Origin of the sequence: Rathayibacter sp. AY1B7, from assembly GCF_002932735.1 — a bacterium.
Taxonomy (GTDB): domain Bacteria; phylum Actinomycetota; class Actinomycetes; order Actinomycetales; family Microbacteriaceae; genus Rathayibacter.
Window position 1 is genome coordinate 1 of record NZ_PSWK01000030.1, and the last position, 13,659, is coordinate 13,659.

The window sequence follows — 13,659 nt, forward strand, 5'->3', positions numbered from 1 at the left end:
CGGTGAGGGCGCTCGCCGAGGCGAGGACGTACCAGTCGTTCTGCGCGCCGGCGCGCAGAACGACTGGTACGTCCTCGCCTCGGCGAGCGCCCTCACCGGCCCGAGCGCCTCGATCGGAGCCGACCATCTCGGCTGGACCCCGCGCCTGATCACCGGCACCGGCGCCGTCGCGGGCGATCCGGTCGCCTCCTCCCTCGAGGGCGGCGCGGGCCTGCGCGACGCGCTGCTGCTCGGAGCCGCCGGCGGGGCCGGCATCTGGACCGCCGACGCCGAGCTGCGGCTGCTGGCCGAGCCGGACGTCGAGGCCGGCTCCTACCGCTCGACGATCACGCTGTCGCTGTTCGCCTAGGCGCGGACCAGCGCAACGGCCGGGGACCGCGCCCCGCGGTCACTCCTGAGCGACCGCGACCGCCACGACGAGCGCGGAGTGGACCGTCGGCTCCGAGACGGCGAAGTAGCGGCTCGAGCCCTCGATCCAGGCCTCGGTCGCACCCTCCCTGGTGCGGAAGCGGACGGGCTCGTCGCTCGAGGTCCCACGCCCGTCGGCCTTCGCGACCGCCTGCGAGCGCAGATCGGCGAGCACCTGCTCCGCCGTCGTCGCCCCGGAGGCCACGCGGTCGCGGACGGTGCGGGCGCGCACCGCGTCGATCCCGATGTCGCGTCCGGTCGCCAGCGCCGCGACCACCGCGCCGTCGCAGTGCGCGATGCTGATCCGCATCCGCTCCAGCGCCGGGTGCTCGCCGCGGAGCACCGGGCGGCCGTGCGGTCCGGAGCAGCGCTCGCAGCGCGCGTCCACGGCGACCTCGAGGGGATCGATCCCGAGCGTCTCGGCGGCAAGCTCGCGCACGAGGACCCGGCCGAGGAGGAAGCCGTCCCGGACCTCGCGCCGACTCGTCGCCTCGTAGCGCAGGCGCTCGGCGAGGGTGAGCAGGCGCAGCATCCGGTGGCGGGCGGAGTCGAGGACCTCGGGCCGCGCCCAGCGCAGCTGCACGTCGTCGGTGGCGAGGAGGGGGAGTCCGGTCATGCCCCGGACGCTACGCACGCCAGGCGACATCGGCGTGACGGGAGGGTGGCCGGAGGGAGACGGGCCGCTGTTGACTGGGAGGCGTGCAGACCTTCCTCCCCTACCCCGACTTCCACCGCAGCGTCCGCGCCCTCGACGGCAAGCGGCTCGGCAAGCAGCGCGTCGAGACGCTGCAGGTCATGCGGGCGCTGACCGTCCCGGGGTACGGCTGGCAGAACCACCCCGTCACGCGGATGTGGCGGGGCTACCGGCCGGCGCTGATGACCTACCAGCGCGAGACCTGCGCGGAGTGGACGGAGCGCGGCTTCGCCGACACGTGCCTCGTGAAGACCGAGGAGGCCCTCGCCGCCGCCCCGGAGGATCTCGCCGCCTACCTGACCGGCGACTACCCGCTCCCGCCGTGGTTCGGCGACGAGCGGCTGCACCTCTCGCACCGCTCGAAGCTCGTGGCCAAGGACGAGGACCACTACGGCCCGCTGTTCCCCGGCACGCCGCCGGGGCTCGACTACCTCTGGCCCGTCGGCGCCTGAGCTCAGGCCGCGGGCGGGCGGAGGAACGGGATCGCGATGCGCGGACGGAACACCTCGCGCTGGTTCGCCTTCACCAGTCCGCAGATGATCAGCACGAAGTGCACCAGCCAGAGCACGGCGAACAGCGTGATCGGGATGCCGATCGGGTAGAAGCCCTTCGCGAGCGGGGTGTCGGAGGCGGCGAAGAGCAGCACGACGTGCGCGCCGAGCGTCACGACCCCGATCAGGATCACCGTCAGACCCCAGTTCGCCGCGTTCCGCGCGTTCTCGGCGGCGAGCCCGCCCTTCCTCCGGGCGGAGGGGTACACGGACGCCATGACGATGCCGCCCACGATCAGGCTGAGGAACGGGATCCCGATGAACGCGAGGAAGCCGAGAGCGTACGAGAGGGCGCCCGTGGGCGGTGCGGGGACGGCCTGCGGGGGCGCGACCGGAGCGGCCTCCGGGGTCGTCGCGTCGGCCGGTCCGGGGTCGGAGGAGGGGCTCGCCATGCCGACAGCCTAGGGAACACCGTCCCCCGGGTCGCGGTCAGGGTCTTTTCAGGCCTCTGGCCGGGCCTTCGTCTTCGGGGGCTCTCGGGTTAGTCTGTCGAGGTTGACCTGCCGCACGGAGCGTGCAGGGCGTCGGCCGCGGTCGTCGCAGCATCCGGGGGGATTCGCGAAGGAGAAGGTTTGGCGTCCGACAGAAGGACCACCGGTGGTGTGGTCAAGGCGATCGTGGGCTTCCTGGGCATGAGCGTCGTGGCCGGAGTCCTCGTGACCGCCACCGTCACCCCGGCCGTGGCGCTCGCCGGAGTCGCCGCGAACCAGTCGATCGGCGTCTTCGACGGCCTGCCCGACTACCTCGAGGTCGACAAGCTCTCCGAGAAGAGCAACATCTACGCGACCGGCTCCGACGGCCCGCAGCTGCTCGCCTCCTTCTACGTCGAGAACCGCGTCGAGGTGCCGCTCGACCGCATCGCCCAGGCCGCCAAGGACGCCGCCGTCTCGGGTGAGGACCCCCGCTTCTACGACCACGGCGGAGTCGACCTCCCCGGCACGCTCCGCGCCGTCGCGCAGACCTACGTGCTCGGCAACGACGTGCAGGGCGGATCCTCGATCACCCAGCAGTACGTGAAGAACGTCCTCGTCGAGAAGGCCGTCCGCAACATCTCGGACGACGCCGAGCGCGCGGCCGCGATCGACGAGGCCACCCGGACCTCCCCCGAGCGCAAGCTCCGCGAGATGAAGCTCGCCATCGGGCTCGAGAAGCAGTACACGAAGGACCAGATCCTCCAGGGCTACCTCAACATCGCGTTCTTCGGAGGCACCACCTACGGCCTCGAGACCGCCGCGAACTACTACTACGCGACCTCGGCCGCGGACCTCTCGATCGCCCAGGCCGCGAGCCTCATCGCGATCGTCAACAACCCGGCCGTCCTGCGGATCGACCAGCCCGACAACCCGGACAACGGCGCCGCGAACGGCTACGCCCGCAACAAGGACCGCCGCGACTACATCATCGGCAAGATGCTCGAGGAGGGGAAGATCTCGCAGGAGGACCACGACGCCGCCGTCGCCACTCCGATCGAGCCCCGCATCACCCAGCCCAGCACCGGCTGCTCGACCGCGGGCAACGCGGGCTTCTTCTGCGACTACGTCACCAACGTCCTGAAGAACAACGAGATCTTCGGCGCCGACGAGGACACCCGCTGGACGAACTTCCGCCGCGGCGGCCTCGACGTCTACACGACGCTCGACGTCGGCCTGCAGGACGCGGCCGTCGCCGCCGTCGACGCGCAGGTCCCGCAGACCTGGAACTTCGACGTCGGAGCCGTCTCGGTCAGCGTCGAGGTCGGATCCGGGCGCGTGCTCGCGATGACGCAGAACAAGAAGTACTCGCAGGATCCGGACGTCCTCACGACCGACCCGTCCTACAGCGCCGTGAACTACAGCACCGATCGGGCCAACGGCGGATCCTCCGGGATCCAGCCGGGCTCGACCTACAAGCTCTTCACGCTGGTGGAGTGGCTGAAGGAGGGCCACAGCATCAACGAGTCGGTCGACGGGACGCGCAAGTCCACCTGGGGCACCTTCACGGACTCCTGCGTCTCCGGCGGCACCGACACGAGCAACGAGACGAGCGCGAAGAACGACGAGGGCGGCACCGGCGAGGTCGGCACCCCGGTGTCCTTCACGAAGACCTCCCTCAACACCGGCTTCGTCGGCATGGCCCGTGAGCTCGACCTGTGCGGCATCCGCGACACCGCGGTCGACATGGGCGTGAAGCAGGGCAGCGGCGAGGAGCTCGAGCACAACCCGTCGTCGGTGCTCGGCACGAACTACGTCTCGCCCCTCTCGATGGCCGGCGCCTTCGCCACCATCGCCTCCGGCGGCACGACCTGCGACCCCGTCGCGATCGACCGCATCACCGACTCCGCCGGAGCCGACCAGCCGGTGCCCCCGGCGAACTGCCGCCAGTCGATCGACCGCAACGTCGCCGCCACCGCGGCCGTCGCGCTGCAGGCGACCTTCACCGGCGGCGGGACGGCCGTGGCCTCCCGCACCGGCGACGGCGTTCCGCTGATCGGCAAGACCGGCACCACCGACGACGCGAAGGCCACCTGGATGACCGGAGCGAGCACCCGCGTCGCGACCGCCGTCGGCGTGTTCAACGTGAAGGGCGACGCGAACCTGCGCCTCGGCCGCTACTCCTTCGACTCCGGATCCGCCGCCACCGCGCGCCACCGCATCTGGCCGGTCGTCATGCGCGCCGCCGACGCGACGTACGGCGGGACGGCGTTCCCGGAGGCCGACGGCTCGCTGCAGGTCGTCCCGAAGGTCGCCATCCCGGATGTCGTCGGGCTCTCCTCCGCCGACGCCGAGGCCAAGCTCGAGGCGGCCGGCTTCGGCGTCGTGCAGGGCGGCACGGAGGCGAGCGACGCCGCGGTCGGGACGGTCACCCGCGCCGACCCGTCGGGCTCGGCCCCGCGCGGCACCGCGATCACCGTGTTCACCAGCTCCGGCAACCAGAAGACCGTGCCGAACGTGACGGGCCAGGACCTGGAGGCCGCGAAGAACGCCTTCGGCGCCGCCGGCTTCACGAAGATCACGCTCGCCTGCGCCGAGGACCCGAAGGCGCCCGACGCCGGCCAGGTCACCGGGCAGGAGCCGGCCGGCGGCTCCCCCGTCGCTCCGGACGCCACGCTGAAGGTGACGATCACCGCGAAGAAGTGCCCCTGACCGGCGCCCGACGGCTCGCGAGAACGCGTCCGGCCCGCGAGGATCCTCGGATCCCGCGGGCCGGACGCGTTCCTGTCGGACGACGGCGTCGGAGCCGGGGCTACTGCCCGCGCCCCCGGATCGCGCCGACGATCGCGACGGTCGCGAAGTAGACGATGAGGGCCAGCACGCCGAACGAGGCGAGCGCCCCGCTGGCCTCGGCCCAGGGCCGTCGCTCGTCCGTCATGGTGCCGGGCATGACGATGTCGAGGGCGAACATGCCCACCGCCAGGGCGAAGCAGACGAGGCTCAGCACGAGCAGCGCCCGGACCGCCTTGCCCACGGGGTCGTAGTAGCGCGGGTTCGACATCGTGCCTCCGGTTCTCGTGCTCTCGTGTCTATCCCCCCCGGACCGCTGTGGCAAGCCGTGGGGGCGCGAAGACCCCCGCCCCTCCCCCTCCGCGGGCGCCGCTCTCGACGACGGGCGGTGCCGTCGTCACGAGCGGTGTCTCGCGGGAGGAGGAGGGACGGGGGTCGGAGCGGGACCGGCTACGCGGCCAGCGGGAGGGCGGCGGCCGAGGTCACCAGCAGCTCGCCGGCGACGGCGTCGACGCGGACCGCGCCTCCGTCGGAGACCTCGCCGCTGACGAACAGGTCGGCGATCCGGTCGTCGATGGAGCGCTGGACGAGCCGGCGCAGGGGCCGGGCGCCGTACTGCGGCTCGTAGCCGTTCTCGGCGAGCCAGTCGACGGCCGCCTCCGTCACCTCGAGCGTCACCTCGCGGGGAGCGAGGCGGGAGCGCGTGGTGTCGAGGACGATGCCGACGATCTCCCGCAGCTGCTCGCGGCCGAGGCGGCGGAACAGGACGATCTCGTCGATCCGGTTGAGGAACTCGGGGCGCATCGCCTCGCGGAGACGGCCCATGACGCGATCGCGCAGGTCCTTCTCCGAGGCGAAGCCCTCGGCCGACGCGTCGCTCTGAGCGACGAAGCCGAGCGCACCCGACCGCGAGGCCAGGAACTCCGAGCCGAGGTTCGAGGTCATGATGATCACCGTGTTGCGGAAGTCGACCGTCCGCCCCTGGCCGTCGGTCAGACGCCCGTCGTCGAGCACCTGCAGCAGCAGGTTGAACACGTCGGGGTGCGCCTTCTCGATCTCGTCGAAGAGGACCACCGAGTACGGGTTCCGGCGCACGCGCTCGGTCAGCTGACCGGCCTCGTCGTAGCCGACGTACCCGGGAGGGGCGCCGACCAGCCGCGAGACCGTGTGACGCTCGCCGAACTCGCTCATGTCGAAGCGGATGACCGACTGCTCATCGGCGAAGAGGGAGCCCGCGAGGGTGCGCGCCAGCTCCGTCTTGCCGACACCGGTCGGGCCGAGGAAGAGGAACGAGCCGACCGGGCGCGAGGAGTCGCCGAGGCCTGTGCGGCTGCGGCGGACGGCCCGGGCGACCGCGGTGACCGCGTCGTCCTGGCCGATGACCCGCTGGTGCAGCTCGGTCTCGAGGTGCGCGAGGCGCTCGCGCTCCCCCTCCGTGAGCCGCGACACCGGGATGCCGGTGGCGCGGGCGATGACGGCCGCGATCTCGGTCTCGCCGACGACCGCCTCCGCGGGGGCGCTGCCGGTGGCCGCGTCGAGCTCCGCCTGCACGGCGCTGATCTCGTCGCGGACGCGGGACGCCTCCTCGTAGTGCTCGGCCGAGACGGCCGCGTTCTTGTCGGCCTCCAGGGTCGCCAGACGCTCGAGCAGAGCTCCGGTGTCGACGCCGGCTCCGAGGCGGAGGCGGAGGCGCGCGCCGGCCTGGTCGATCAGGTCGATCGCCTTGTCGGGCAGCACGCGGTCGGTGAGGTACCGGGCCGAGAGCTCGACGGAGGCGCGGAGTGCCTCGTCCGTGAAGCGCACGCGGTGGTGCTCCTCGTAGGCGGGGCGCAGGCCGTGCAGGATGGCGACCGCGTCCTCGATGCCGGGCTCGCCGACGCGGACCGGCTGGAAGCGCCGCTCCAGTGCCGGGTCCTTCTCGATGGTGCGGTACTCCTTGAGCGTGGTGGCGCCGACGAGGTGCAGCTCGCCCCGGGCCAGACGCGGCTTGAGGATGTTGCCCGCGTCCATGCCGCCCTCGCCGCCGCCGCCCGCACCGACCACGGTGTGGACCTCGTCGATGAAGACGATCAGCTCGCCGGAGTGCGCCGCGATCTCGTCCATGGTGCCGGTGAGGCGCTCCTCGAAGTCGCCGCGGTAGCGGGTGCCGGCCAGCATGCCGGGGAGGTCGAGCGAGATCACGCGCTTGCCGCGCAGCTGCTCGGGGACCTCCTCCGCCACGATCGCGCGGGCGAGGCCCTCGACGATCGCGGTCTTGCCGACGCCGGCCTCGCCGACGAGCACCGGGTTGTTCTTGGTGCGGCGGCTGAGGATCTCGACGGTCTGCTCGATCTCGTCGGCGCGCCCGATGACCGGGTCGAGCCGGCCCTCGCGGGCGAGAGCGGTGAGGTCGGTGCCGAACTTGTCGAGCATCGGAGTGTCGGAGGCGGGCTGTCCCGCCTCCTGCTGCTGCGGGGCCTCGGTCTCGCGCATGCCCTGGGTGAGGGCCTCGGCGGTGACGCCGGCGCGGGCGAGGACCTGCCCGGCGGGGGCGTCCTGGCCGAGCACGAGCGCGAAGAAGAGGTGCTCGGGCTCGATGTAGGTCGAGCCGCTGGAGCGGGCGACCTGGTAGGCGTGGAACAGCGCGCGCTGCGCGCTGGGGGTGATGGTGGCCGCGTTCTGCGAGGCGTGGGCCTCGTCGGCCTGCGGGAGGCGCGCCTCCGCGGCGGTGGCGATGGCGGCGGGGTCGACGCCGATGCGGCGCACGGCCTGCGAGACGGTCTCGTCGTCGATGAGCACGCGGAGCACGTGCAGGGCGTCGAGCTCGGTCTGGCCGCGCTCGAGGGCGAAGCGTCCTGCGGACTGCAGGATGTCGCGGGTACGGGCGGTGAGGAATCGGCTGAGGTCGATCGACCGCGCCGCGCGGGCGCGCTCACCGTCGAGGTAGCGGGCGAGGAAGTCGTCGAACGAGCTCGCTCCGGCCTCGCTGTAGTTGTCGGGCACCTGTCCTCCTGAGGAAGTTGAGTCGGTTACGCTCAAGTTCAACGCAGGGGTGCCGTTCCTATTCCCGCCCCTCCCCCGCGAGATGCCGCTTCGGTCCACGGCACACCGCGGCGGGCGTTCCGACCGGCGTCTCGCGGGGACGGGAAGAGGCACGGACTCCGGGGAGTCCGTGCCTCTCTGCGCCGACGCGCATTTCCTCCGGGGTGGGAGCTCTAGGGGACGAGGTAGCCCGCCGCGCGGAACAGCTCGTACCACTCCGGCCGCGTGAGCGGCAGATCGGAGCCGAGGGCCGCATCGCGCACGCGCTGCTCGTTCGTCGTGCCGAGCACGACCTGCATGCCCGCCGGGTGGCGGGTGATCCAGGCGGTGGCCACGGCGATCGCCGGGACCCCGTACGTCGCTGCGAGCCGGTCGATGACGGCGTTCAGCTCGGGGTAGGCCGGGTTGTCGAGGAAGACGCCGGTGAAGAACCCCGCCTGGAAGGGCGACCAGGCCTGGACGGTGATGTCGTTCAGGCGGCAGTAGTCGAGGATGCCGGCGTCGCGCATGACGGACTGGTCCTCGCCGACCATGTTGGAGGCGACGCCCTGCGCGATCAGCGGCGCATGGGTGATCGAGAGCTGCAGCTGGTTCGCCACGATCGGCTGGTTCAGCGACTTCTTCAGCAGCTCGATCTGGTACGGCGTCTGGTTCGAGACGCCGAAGTGCTTCACCTTGCCCGACGCGTGCAGCTCGTCGAATGCGCGGGCCACCTCATCGGGCTCGACGAGCGCGTCGGGCCGGTGCAGGAGCAGCACGTCGACGTAGTCGGTGCGCAGCGCCTTCAGCGAGCCCTCGACCGAGGCGATCAGGTGCTCGTACGAGAAGTCGAAGTAGGGGCCGTCCGGGACGATGCCCGCTTTGGTCTGCAGGACGACCTGCTCGCGCTCCGACGGGGTCAGCGCCATCGCCTCGGCGAAGCGCTCCTCGCAGCGGTGCAGCTCGCCGCCGTACACGTCGGCGTGGTCGAAGAAGTCGATGCCGGAGTCGCGGGCGGCGCCGACGAGGCCGCGGATCGCCTCGTCGCTCATCTCGGGGATGCGCATGAGGCCGAGGACGACGTTCGGGGAGTCGACACCGGAGGTGCCGAGGGGGACGTGCTTCACAGGAAGTGCTCCTTCGTTGGATACCTCGTCCACGGTAGGCGCCCCGCCTGGGCGCCGTCCAACAGGGGGCGCTGGTGCGATTCATGCGGTGGAGTGGTGAATCGGCGGAGTGCGTTCACGATGCAGGACGAACGTGGTGCCACGACCCCGATTCCGCGGCAGGGAGGAAGTCCTTCGTCGTTCGTCCTGAGTTCTGAACGGCTTGTCCGCGCATCGCGACGGTGGAAGGCTGCCGCCATGACGATCGAGGTGCGCGCAGCCACCGTCTTCGACGACCTGGCGACGATGGTCGGCCCGAAGCGCCCCGACGCGAGCGTGTGCTGGTGCCTGAGCTACCGGCTCCGCTCCTCCGTCGAGAACCGGGCTCTCGCCGGTCCCGCTCGCGGCGCCCGGGTGCGGGAGCTCGTCGCGGAGGATCCTCCGCCCGGCGTCCTCGCGTACGACGGCGACGAGGTGGTCGGCTGGGCGGCGGTGCACCCCCGGGCCGACACGAGCTACTCGACGAACCGGCGCATCCCGCACGTGGACGCCCTCGACGTGTGGAGCGTGTGGTGCCTGCGCGTGCGGCCCGGCTTCCGCGGGCGCGGGATCTCGCATCCGCTGCTCGAGGGCGCCGTCGAGTTCGCCCGAGCCCACGGGGCACCGGCGATCGAGGGCTACCCGGTCGACAACGCCGGTGCGGAGGTCGACCGGACGATGGCGTACGTCGGCACGCGCTCGCTGTTCGAGCGCGCCGGCTTCGAGAAGGCCGCGGACACGACCTCGGTGCTCGACGGCTTCCCCCGGGTGCTGATGCGCCTGGCCCTCTGAGGCGCGCACGACGGCCGCTCCGGCCCCGCTCCGCGAGACACCGACGTGCCGCGCGAGGCGCCGCCGACAGGACGGCGCCTCGGCGACAGGGCGGCGCCTCGCCGGGTGCGGTGACCCGGCGCCCGCCCGCCGCCCGGAGATGAGGAACGGCCCCTCACCCGCGAGGGGAGGGGCCGTTCGCCGTGGAGGCCTGGACGTGGTGTCGACGCCTAGAAGTCCCAGTCCTCGTCCTCGGTGTTCACGGCCTTGCCGATCACGTAGGAGGAGCCGGAGCCCGAGAAGAAGTCGTGGTTCTCGTCCGCGTTGGGCGAGAGGGCCGACAGGATCGCGGGGTTCACATCGGTGACCTGCTTGGGGAACATCGGCTCGTAGCCGAGGTTCATCAGCGCCTTGTTGGCGTTGTAGTGCAGGAACTTCTTGACGTCCTCGGTCAGGCCGAGCTGGTCGTAGAGGTCCTGCGTGTACTGCGCCTCGTTGTCGTAGAGCTCGTAGAGCAGCGAGAACGTGTAGTCCTTGATCTCGTCGCGCTTGGCCTGGTCGACCCGCTCGAGTCCCTTCTGGAACTTGTAGCCGATGTAGTAGCCGTGCACGGCCTCGTCGCGGATGATCAGGCGCACGAGGTCGGCCGTGTTGGTGAGCTTGGCACGCGAGGACCAGTACATCGGCAGGTAGAAGCCCGAGTAGAAGAGGAAGGACTCCAGCAGCGTGGAGGCGACCTTCCGCTTCAGCGGGTCGTCGCCGCGGTAGTAGTCCATCACGATGGACGCCTTCTTCTGCAGGTTCGGGTTCTCCATCGACCAGCGGAAGGCCTCGTCGATGTCCTGGGTGTTCGACAGGGTCGAGAACACCGAGGAGTACGACTTGGCGTGGACCGACTCCATGAACGCGATGTTCGTGTAGACGGCCTCCTCGTGAGGCGTGATCGCGTCCGGGATGAGCGAGACGGCGCCGACGGTGCCCTGCACGGTGTCGAGCAGGGTGAGCCCGGTGAACACGCGCATGGTGAGCTGCTGCTCCTGGCGCGTGAGCGTGTTCCACGACTGGATGTCGTTCGACAGCGGGACCTTCTCGGGCAGCCAGAAGTTGCTCGTGAGGCGGTTCCACACCTCGACGTCCTTGTCGTCCTGGATCCGGTTCCAGTTGATCGCCTGGACGGAGTCGACGAGCTTGAGCTTCTCGGGGGGAGTCATGATTCCTTCTCGCTGCTGCGGATGGATCGTGCGGAGGGGGGGGTGGGGCTGCGTGCTCTAGAGCATGCACGAGACGCACTGGTCGAGCTCGGTGCCCTCGAGCGCCAGCTGACGGATGCGGATGTAGTAGATCGTCTTGATGCCCTTGCGCCAGGCGTAGATCTGGGCGCGGTTGACGTCGCGGGTGGTCGCCGTGTCCTTGAAGAAGAGCGTGAGCGAGAGGCCCTGGTCGACGTGCTGCGTGGCCGCGGCGTAGGTGTCGATGATCTTCTCGTAGCCGATCTCGTACGCGTCCTGGTAGTACTCCAGGTTGTCGTTCGTCATGAACGGCGCCGGGTAGTAGACGCGGCCGAGCTTGCCCTCCTTGCGGATCTCGATCTTCGACGCGATCGGGTGGATCGAGGACGTCGAGTTGTTGATGTACGAGATCGAGCCGGTCGGCGGGACGGCCTGCAGGTTCTGGTTGTAGATGCCGTGCTCCATGACCGAGGCCTTGAGCGCACGCCAGTCGTCCTGGGTGGGGACCGCGATGCCCGAGTCGGCGAAGAGGCGGGAGACGCGCTCGGTGGCCGGCGCCCACTCCTTCTCCGTGTAGGTGTCGAAGAACTCACCCGAGGCGTACTTCGAGTCGGCGAAGCCCTCGAAGGTGGTGCCGCGCTCGATGGAGAGGTTGTTGGAGGCGCGCAGGGCGTAGAACAGCACCGAGTAGAAGTAGATGTTGGTGAAGTCGATGCCCTCCTCGGATCCGTAGTGGATCCGCTCGCGGGCGAGGTAGCCGTGCAGGTTCATCTGGCCGAGGCCGATGGCGTGCGATTTGTCGTTGCCGTCCTCGATCGAGCGGACCGAGGTGATGTGCGACTGGTCGGACACCGAGGTGAGGCCGCGGATAGCGGTCTCGATGGTGCGGCCGAAGTCGGGCGAGTCCATCGTCAGCGCGATGTTCAGCGAGCCGAGGTTGCAGGAGATGTCCTTGCCGATCTGCGCGTAGGAGAGGTCCTCGTTGTAGGTCGTCGGAGTGTTGACCTGGAGGATCTCGGAGCAGAGGTTGGACATGTTGATGCGGCCCTTGATCGGGTTCGCCTGGTTCACCGTGTCCTCGAACACGATGTAGGGGTAGCCCGACTCGAACTGGATCTCGGCGATGGTCTGGAAGAACTCGCGCGCCGAGATCTTGGTCTTCTTGATGCGCGGGTCGTCGACCATCTCGCGGTACTTCTCCGAGAGGGAGATGTCGCCGAAGGGGATGCCGTAGACGCGCTCGACGTCGTAGGGCGAGAAGAGGTACATGTCCTCGTTGTTCTTCGCGAGCTCGAACGTGATGTCGGGCACGACGACGCCGAGGGAGAGCGTCTTGATGCGGATCTTCTCGTCGGCGTTCTCGCGCTTGGTGTCGAGGAAGCGGAGGATGTCGGGGTGGTGCGCCGAGAGGTACACCGCTCCCGCGCCCTGGCGCGCGCCGAGCTGGTTGGCGTAGCTGAAGCTGTCCTCGAGGAGCTTCATCACGGGGATGATGCCCGAGGACTGGTTCTCGATCTGCTTGATCGGGGCGCCGGCCTCGCGGATGTTCGAGAGCGAGAGGGCGACGCCGCCGCCGCGCTTGGAGAGCTGGAGCGCGGAGTTGATGCCGCGGGCGATCGACTCCATGTTGTCCTCGATGCGCAGCAGGAAGCAGGAGACGAGCTCGCCGCGCTGTGCCTTGCCTGTGTTGAGGAAGGTCGGGGTCGCGGGCTGGAAGCGGCCGGCGACGATCTCCTCGACGAGGGCGGTCGCGAGCGTCTCGTCGCCCTGGGCGAGGCCGAGGGCGGTCATCACGACGCGGTCCTCGAAGCGCTCGAGGTAGCGCTTCCCGTCGAACGTCTTGAGCGTGTACGAGGTGTAGTACTTGAACGCGCCGAGGAAGGTCGCGAAGCGGAACTTCTTCGAGTACGCCAGGTCGTTGAGCTGCTGGATGAACTCGAACGAGTACTGGTCGAGCACGGCCTGCTCGTAGTACTCCTTCTCGACCAGGTAGTCGAGGCGCTCCTTGAGCGTGTGGAAGAACACCGTGTTCTGGTTGACGTGCTGCAGGAAGAACTCGCGAGCGGCCTCGCGGTCCTTGTCGAACTGGATCTCTCCGTTCGGGCCGTAGAGGTTCAGCATCGCGTTGAGCGAGTGGTAGTCCATCTGTGCGGCGTCGCGGGGAGCGTCGATCACTGCTGCGTCCAAAACGTGTCCAATCCTTCGTCGACGGCGCGGACGTCGTCGGGTGTTCCGAATACTTCGAATCGATAGAGGTGCGGCACCTCGCACTTGCGGGCGATGATGTCGCCGGCGAGGCAGTACGCCTCGCCGAAGTTCGTGTTGCCGGCGCCGATGACGCCGCGGATCAGGGAGCGGTTGCACGGATCGTTGAGGAACCGGATGACCTGCTTGGGGACCGCTCCTCCGCCGTTGCCGCCGCCGTAGGTGGGGAGGACGAGCACGTACGGCTCGTGGACGTGGAGCGTGTCGAGGGCGGCTCCGTCGCGACGGGCGTGGAGCGGGATGCGCTGCGCCGGCCGTCCGAGCTTCTCGATGAACCGGTGCGTGTTCCCCGAGCTGCTGGAGAAGTACACGAGCCCGCTCATCCTCCGGCCCCTCTCCCCGTCAGCTGCTGTTCTCGGTCCCGCCTCCGAGGCGGCTGCGCGGTGAGCCGCGAGG

Annotated in this window: 11 protein-coding genes and 1 pseudogene; 4 read left to right on the plus strand and 8 right to left on the minus strand. The window is 70.0% G+C overall.

Annotation, left to right across the window (positions count from 1 at the left end):
* Window positions 1-349: pseudogene (locus C5C95_RS17525) on the plus strand (hypothetical protein); the annotation flags it as partial.
* Between the two features lie 39 nt (window positions 350-388).
* On the opposite strand, the gene C5C95_RS14195 reads toward C5C95_RS17525, so the two are convergent.
* Window positions 389-1,024 carry a 4'-phosphopantetheinyl transferase superfamily protein gene (locus C5C95_RS14195; RefSeq protein ID WP_104224364.1) on the minus strand — a complete coding sequence of 212 codons (636 nt, stop codon included), beginning with the start codon at window positions 1,022-1,024 and terminating at the stop codon, window positions 389-391.
* A gap of 83 nt (window positions 1,025-1,107) precedes the next feature.
* On the opposite strand from C5C95_RS14195, the gene C5C95_RS14200 reads away from it, so the two are divergent.
* Window positions 1,108-1,554 carry an MSMEG_6728 family protein gene (locus C5C95_RS14200; RefSeq protein ID WP_104224363.1) on the plus strand — a complete coding sequence of 149 codons (447 nt, stop codon included), beginning with the start codon at window positions 1,108-1,110 and terminating at the stop codon, window positions 1,552-1,554.
* A gap of 2 nt (window positions 1,555-1,556) precedes the next feature.
* Here the strand turns inward: C5C95_RS14200 and C5C95_RS14205 are convergent, their stop codons facing one another.
* Window positions 1,557-2,045, minus strand: a complete 489-nt coding sequence (locus tag C5C95_RS14205; RefSeq protein ID WP_104247716.1) for a DUF4870 domain-containing protein — start codon at window positions 2,043-2,045, stop codon at window positions 1,557-1,559.
* Window positions 2,046-2,225: 180 nt separating this feature from the next.
* Here C5C95_RS14205 and C5C95_RS14210 point away from each other — a divergent pair, with 180 nt between their 5' ends.
* Window positions 2,226-4,775 (plus strand): transglycosylase domain-containing protein, encoded by a 2,550-nt coding sequence (locus tag C5C95_RS14210; RefSeq protein ID WP_258072673.1) that lies wholly within the window; start codon window positions 2,226-2,228, stop codon window positions 4,773-4,775.
* Between the two features lie 100 nt (window positions 4,776-4,875).
* On the opposite strand, the gene C5C95_RS14215 is transcribed toward C5C95_RS14210, so the two are convergent.
* The 3 genes from C5C95_RS14215 to C5C95_RS14225 form a co-directional block, all read right to left on the minus strand.
* Complete coding sequence (locus C5C95_RS14215; protein WP_104224361.1) at window positions 4,876-5,124, minus strand: hypothetical protein; 249 nt, start codon at window positions 5,122-5,124, stop codon at window positions 4,876-4,878.
* Between the two features lie 179 nt (window positions 5,125-5,303).
* Window positions 5,304-7,835 (minus strand): ATP-dependent Clp protease ATP-binding subunit, encoded by a 2,532-nt coding sequence (locus C5C95_RS14220; protein WP_104247715.1) that lies wholly within the window; start codon window positions 7,833-7,835, stop codon window positions 5,304-5,306.
* A gap of 212 nt (window positions 7,836-8,047) precedes the next feature.
* Window positions 8,048-8,980, minus strand: coding sequence for an aldo/keto reductase family oxidoreductase (locus tag C5C95_RS14225; RefSeq protein WP_258059515.1), 933 nt, complete (start codon window positions 8,978-8,980; stop codon window positions 8,048-8,050).
* A 237-nt stretch (window positions 8,981-9,217) separates the two neighbouring features.
* Here C5C95_RS14225 and C5C95_RS14230 point away from each other — a divergent pair, with 237 nt between their 5' ends.
* Window positions 9,218-9,790, plus strand: a complete 573-nt coding sequence (locus C5C95_RS14230) for a GNAT family N-acetyltransferase (protein ID WP_104308510.1) — start codon at window positions 9,218-9,220, stop codon at window positions 9,788-9,790.
* Between the two features lie 209 nt (window positions 9,791-9,999).
* Here the strand turns inward: C5C95_RS14230 and nrdF are convergent, their stop codons facing one another.
* Genes nrdF through nrdI form a run of 3 tightly spaced genes read right to left on the minus strand, consistent with a single transcriptional unit; the run spans window position 10,000 to window position 13,586 of the window.
* Window positions 10,000-10,980, minus strand: a complete 981-nt coding sequence (gene nrdF, locus C5C95_RS14235) for a class 1b ribonucleoside-diphosphate reductase subunit beta (RefSeq protein ID WP_104324698.1) — start codon at window positions 10,978-10,980, stop codon at window positions 10,000-10,002.
* 57 nt (window positions 10,981-11,037) lie between these two features.
* The gene (gene nrdE / locus C5C95_RS14240; RefSeq protein ID WP_104324707.1) at window positions 11,038-13,143 is read right to left on the minus strand and encodes a class 1b ribonucleoside-diphosphate reductase subunit alpha; all 2,106 of its coding nucleotides are present in this window, start codon (window positions 13,141-13,143) and stop codon (window positions 11,038-11,040) included.
* Window positions 13,144-13,169: 26 nt separating this feature from the next.
* Window positions 13,170-13,586 carry a class Ib ribonucleoside-diphosphate reductase assembly flavoprotein NrdI gene (nrdI, locus tag C5C95_RS14245; RefSeq protein ID WP_104224357.1) on the minus strand — a complete coding sequence of 139 codons (417 nt, stop codon included), beginning with the start codon at window positions 13,584-13,586 and terminating at the stop codon, window positions 13,170-13,172.
* Window positions 13,587-13,659 lie beyond the last annotated feature (73 nt).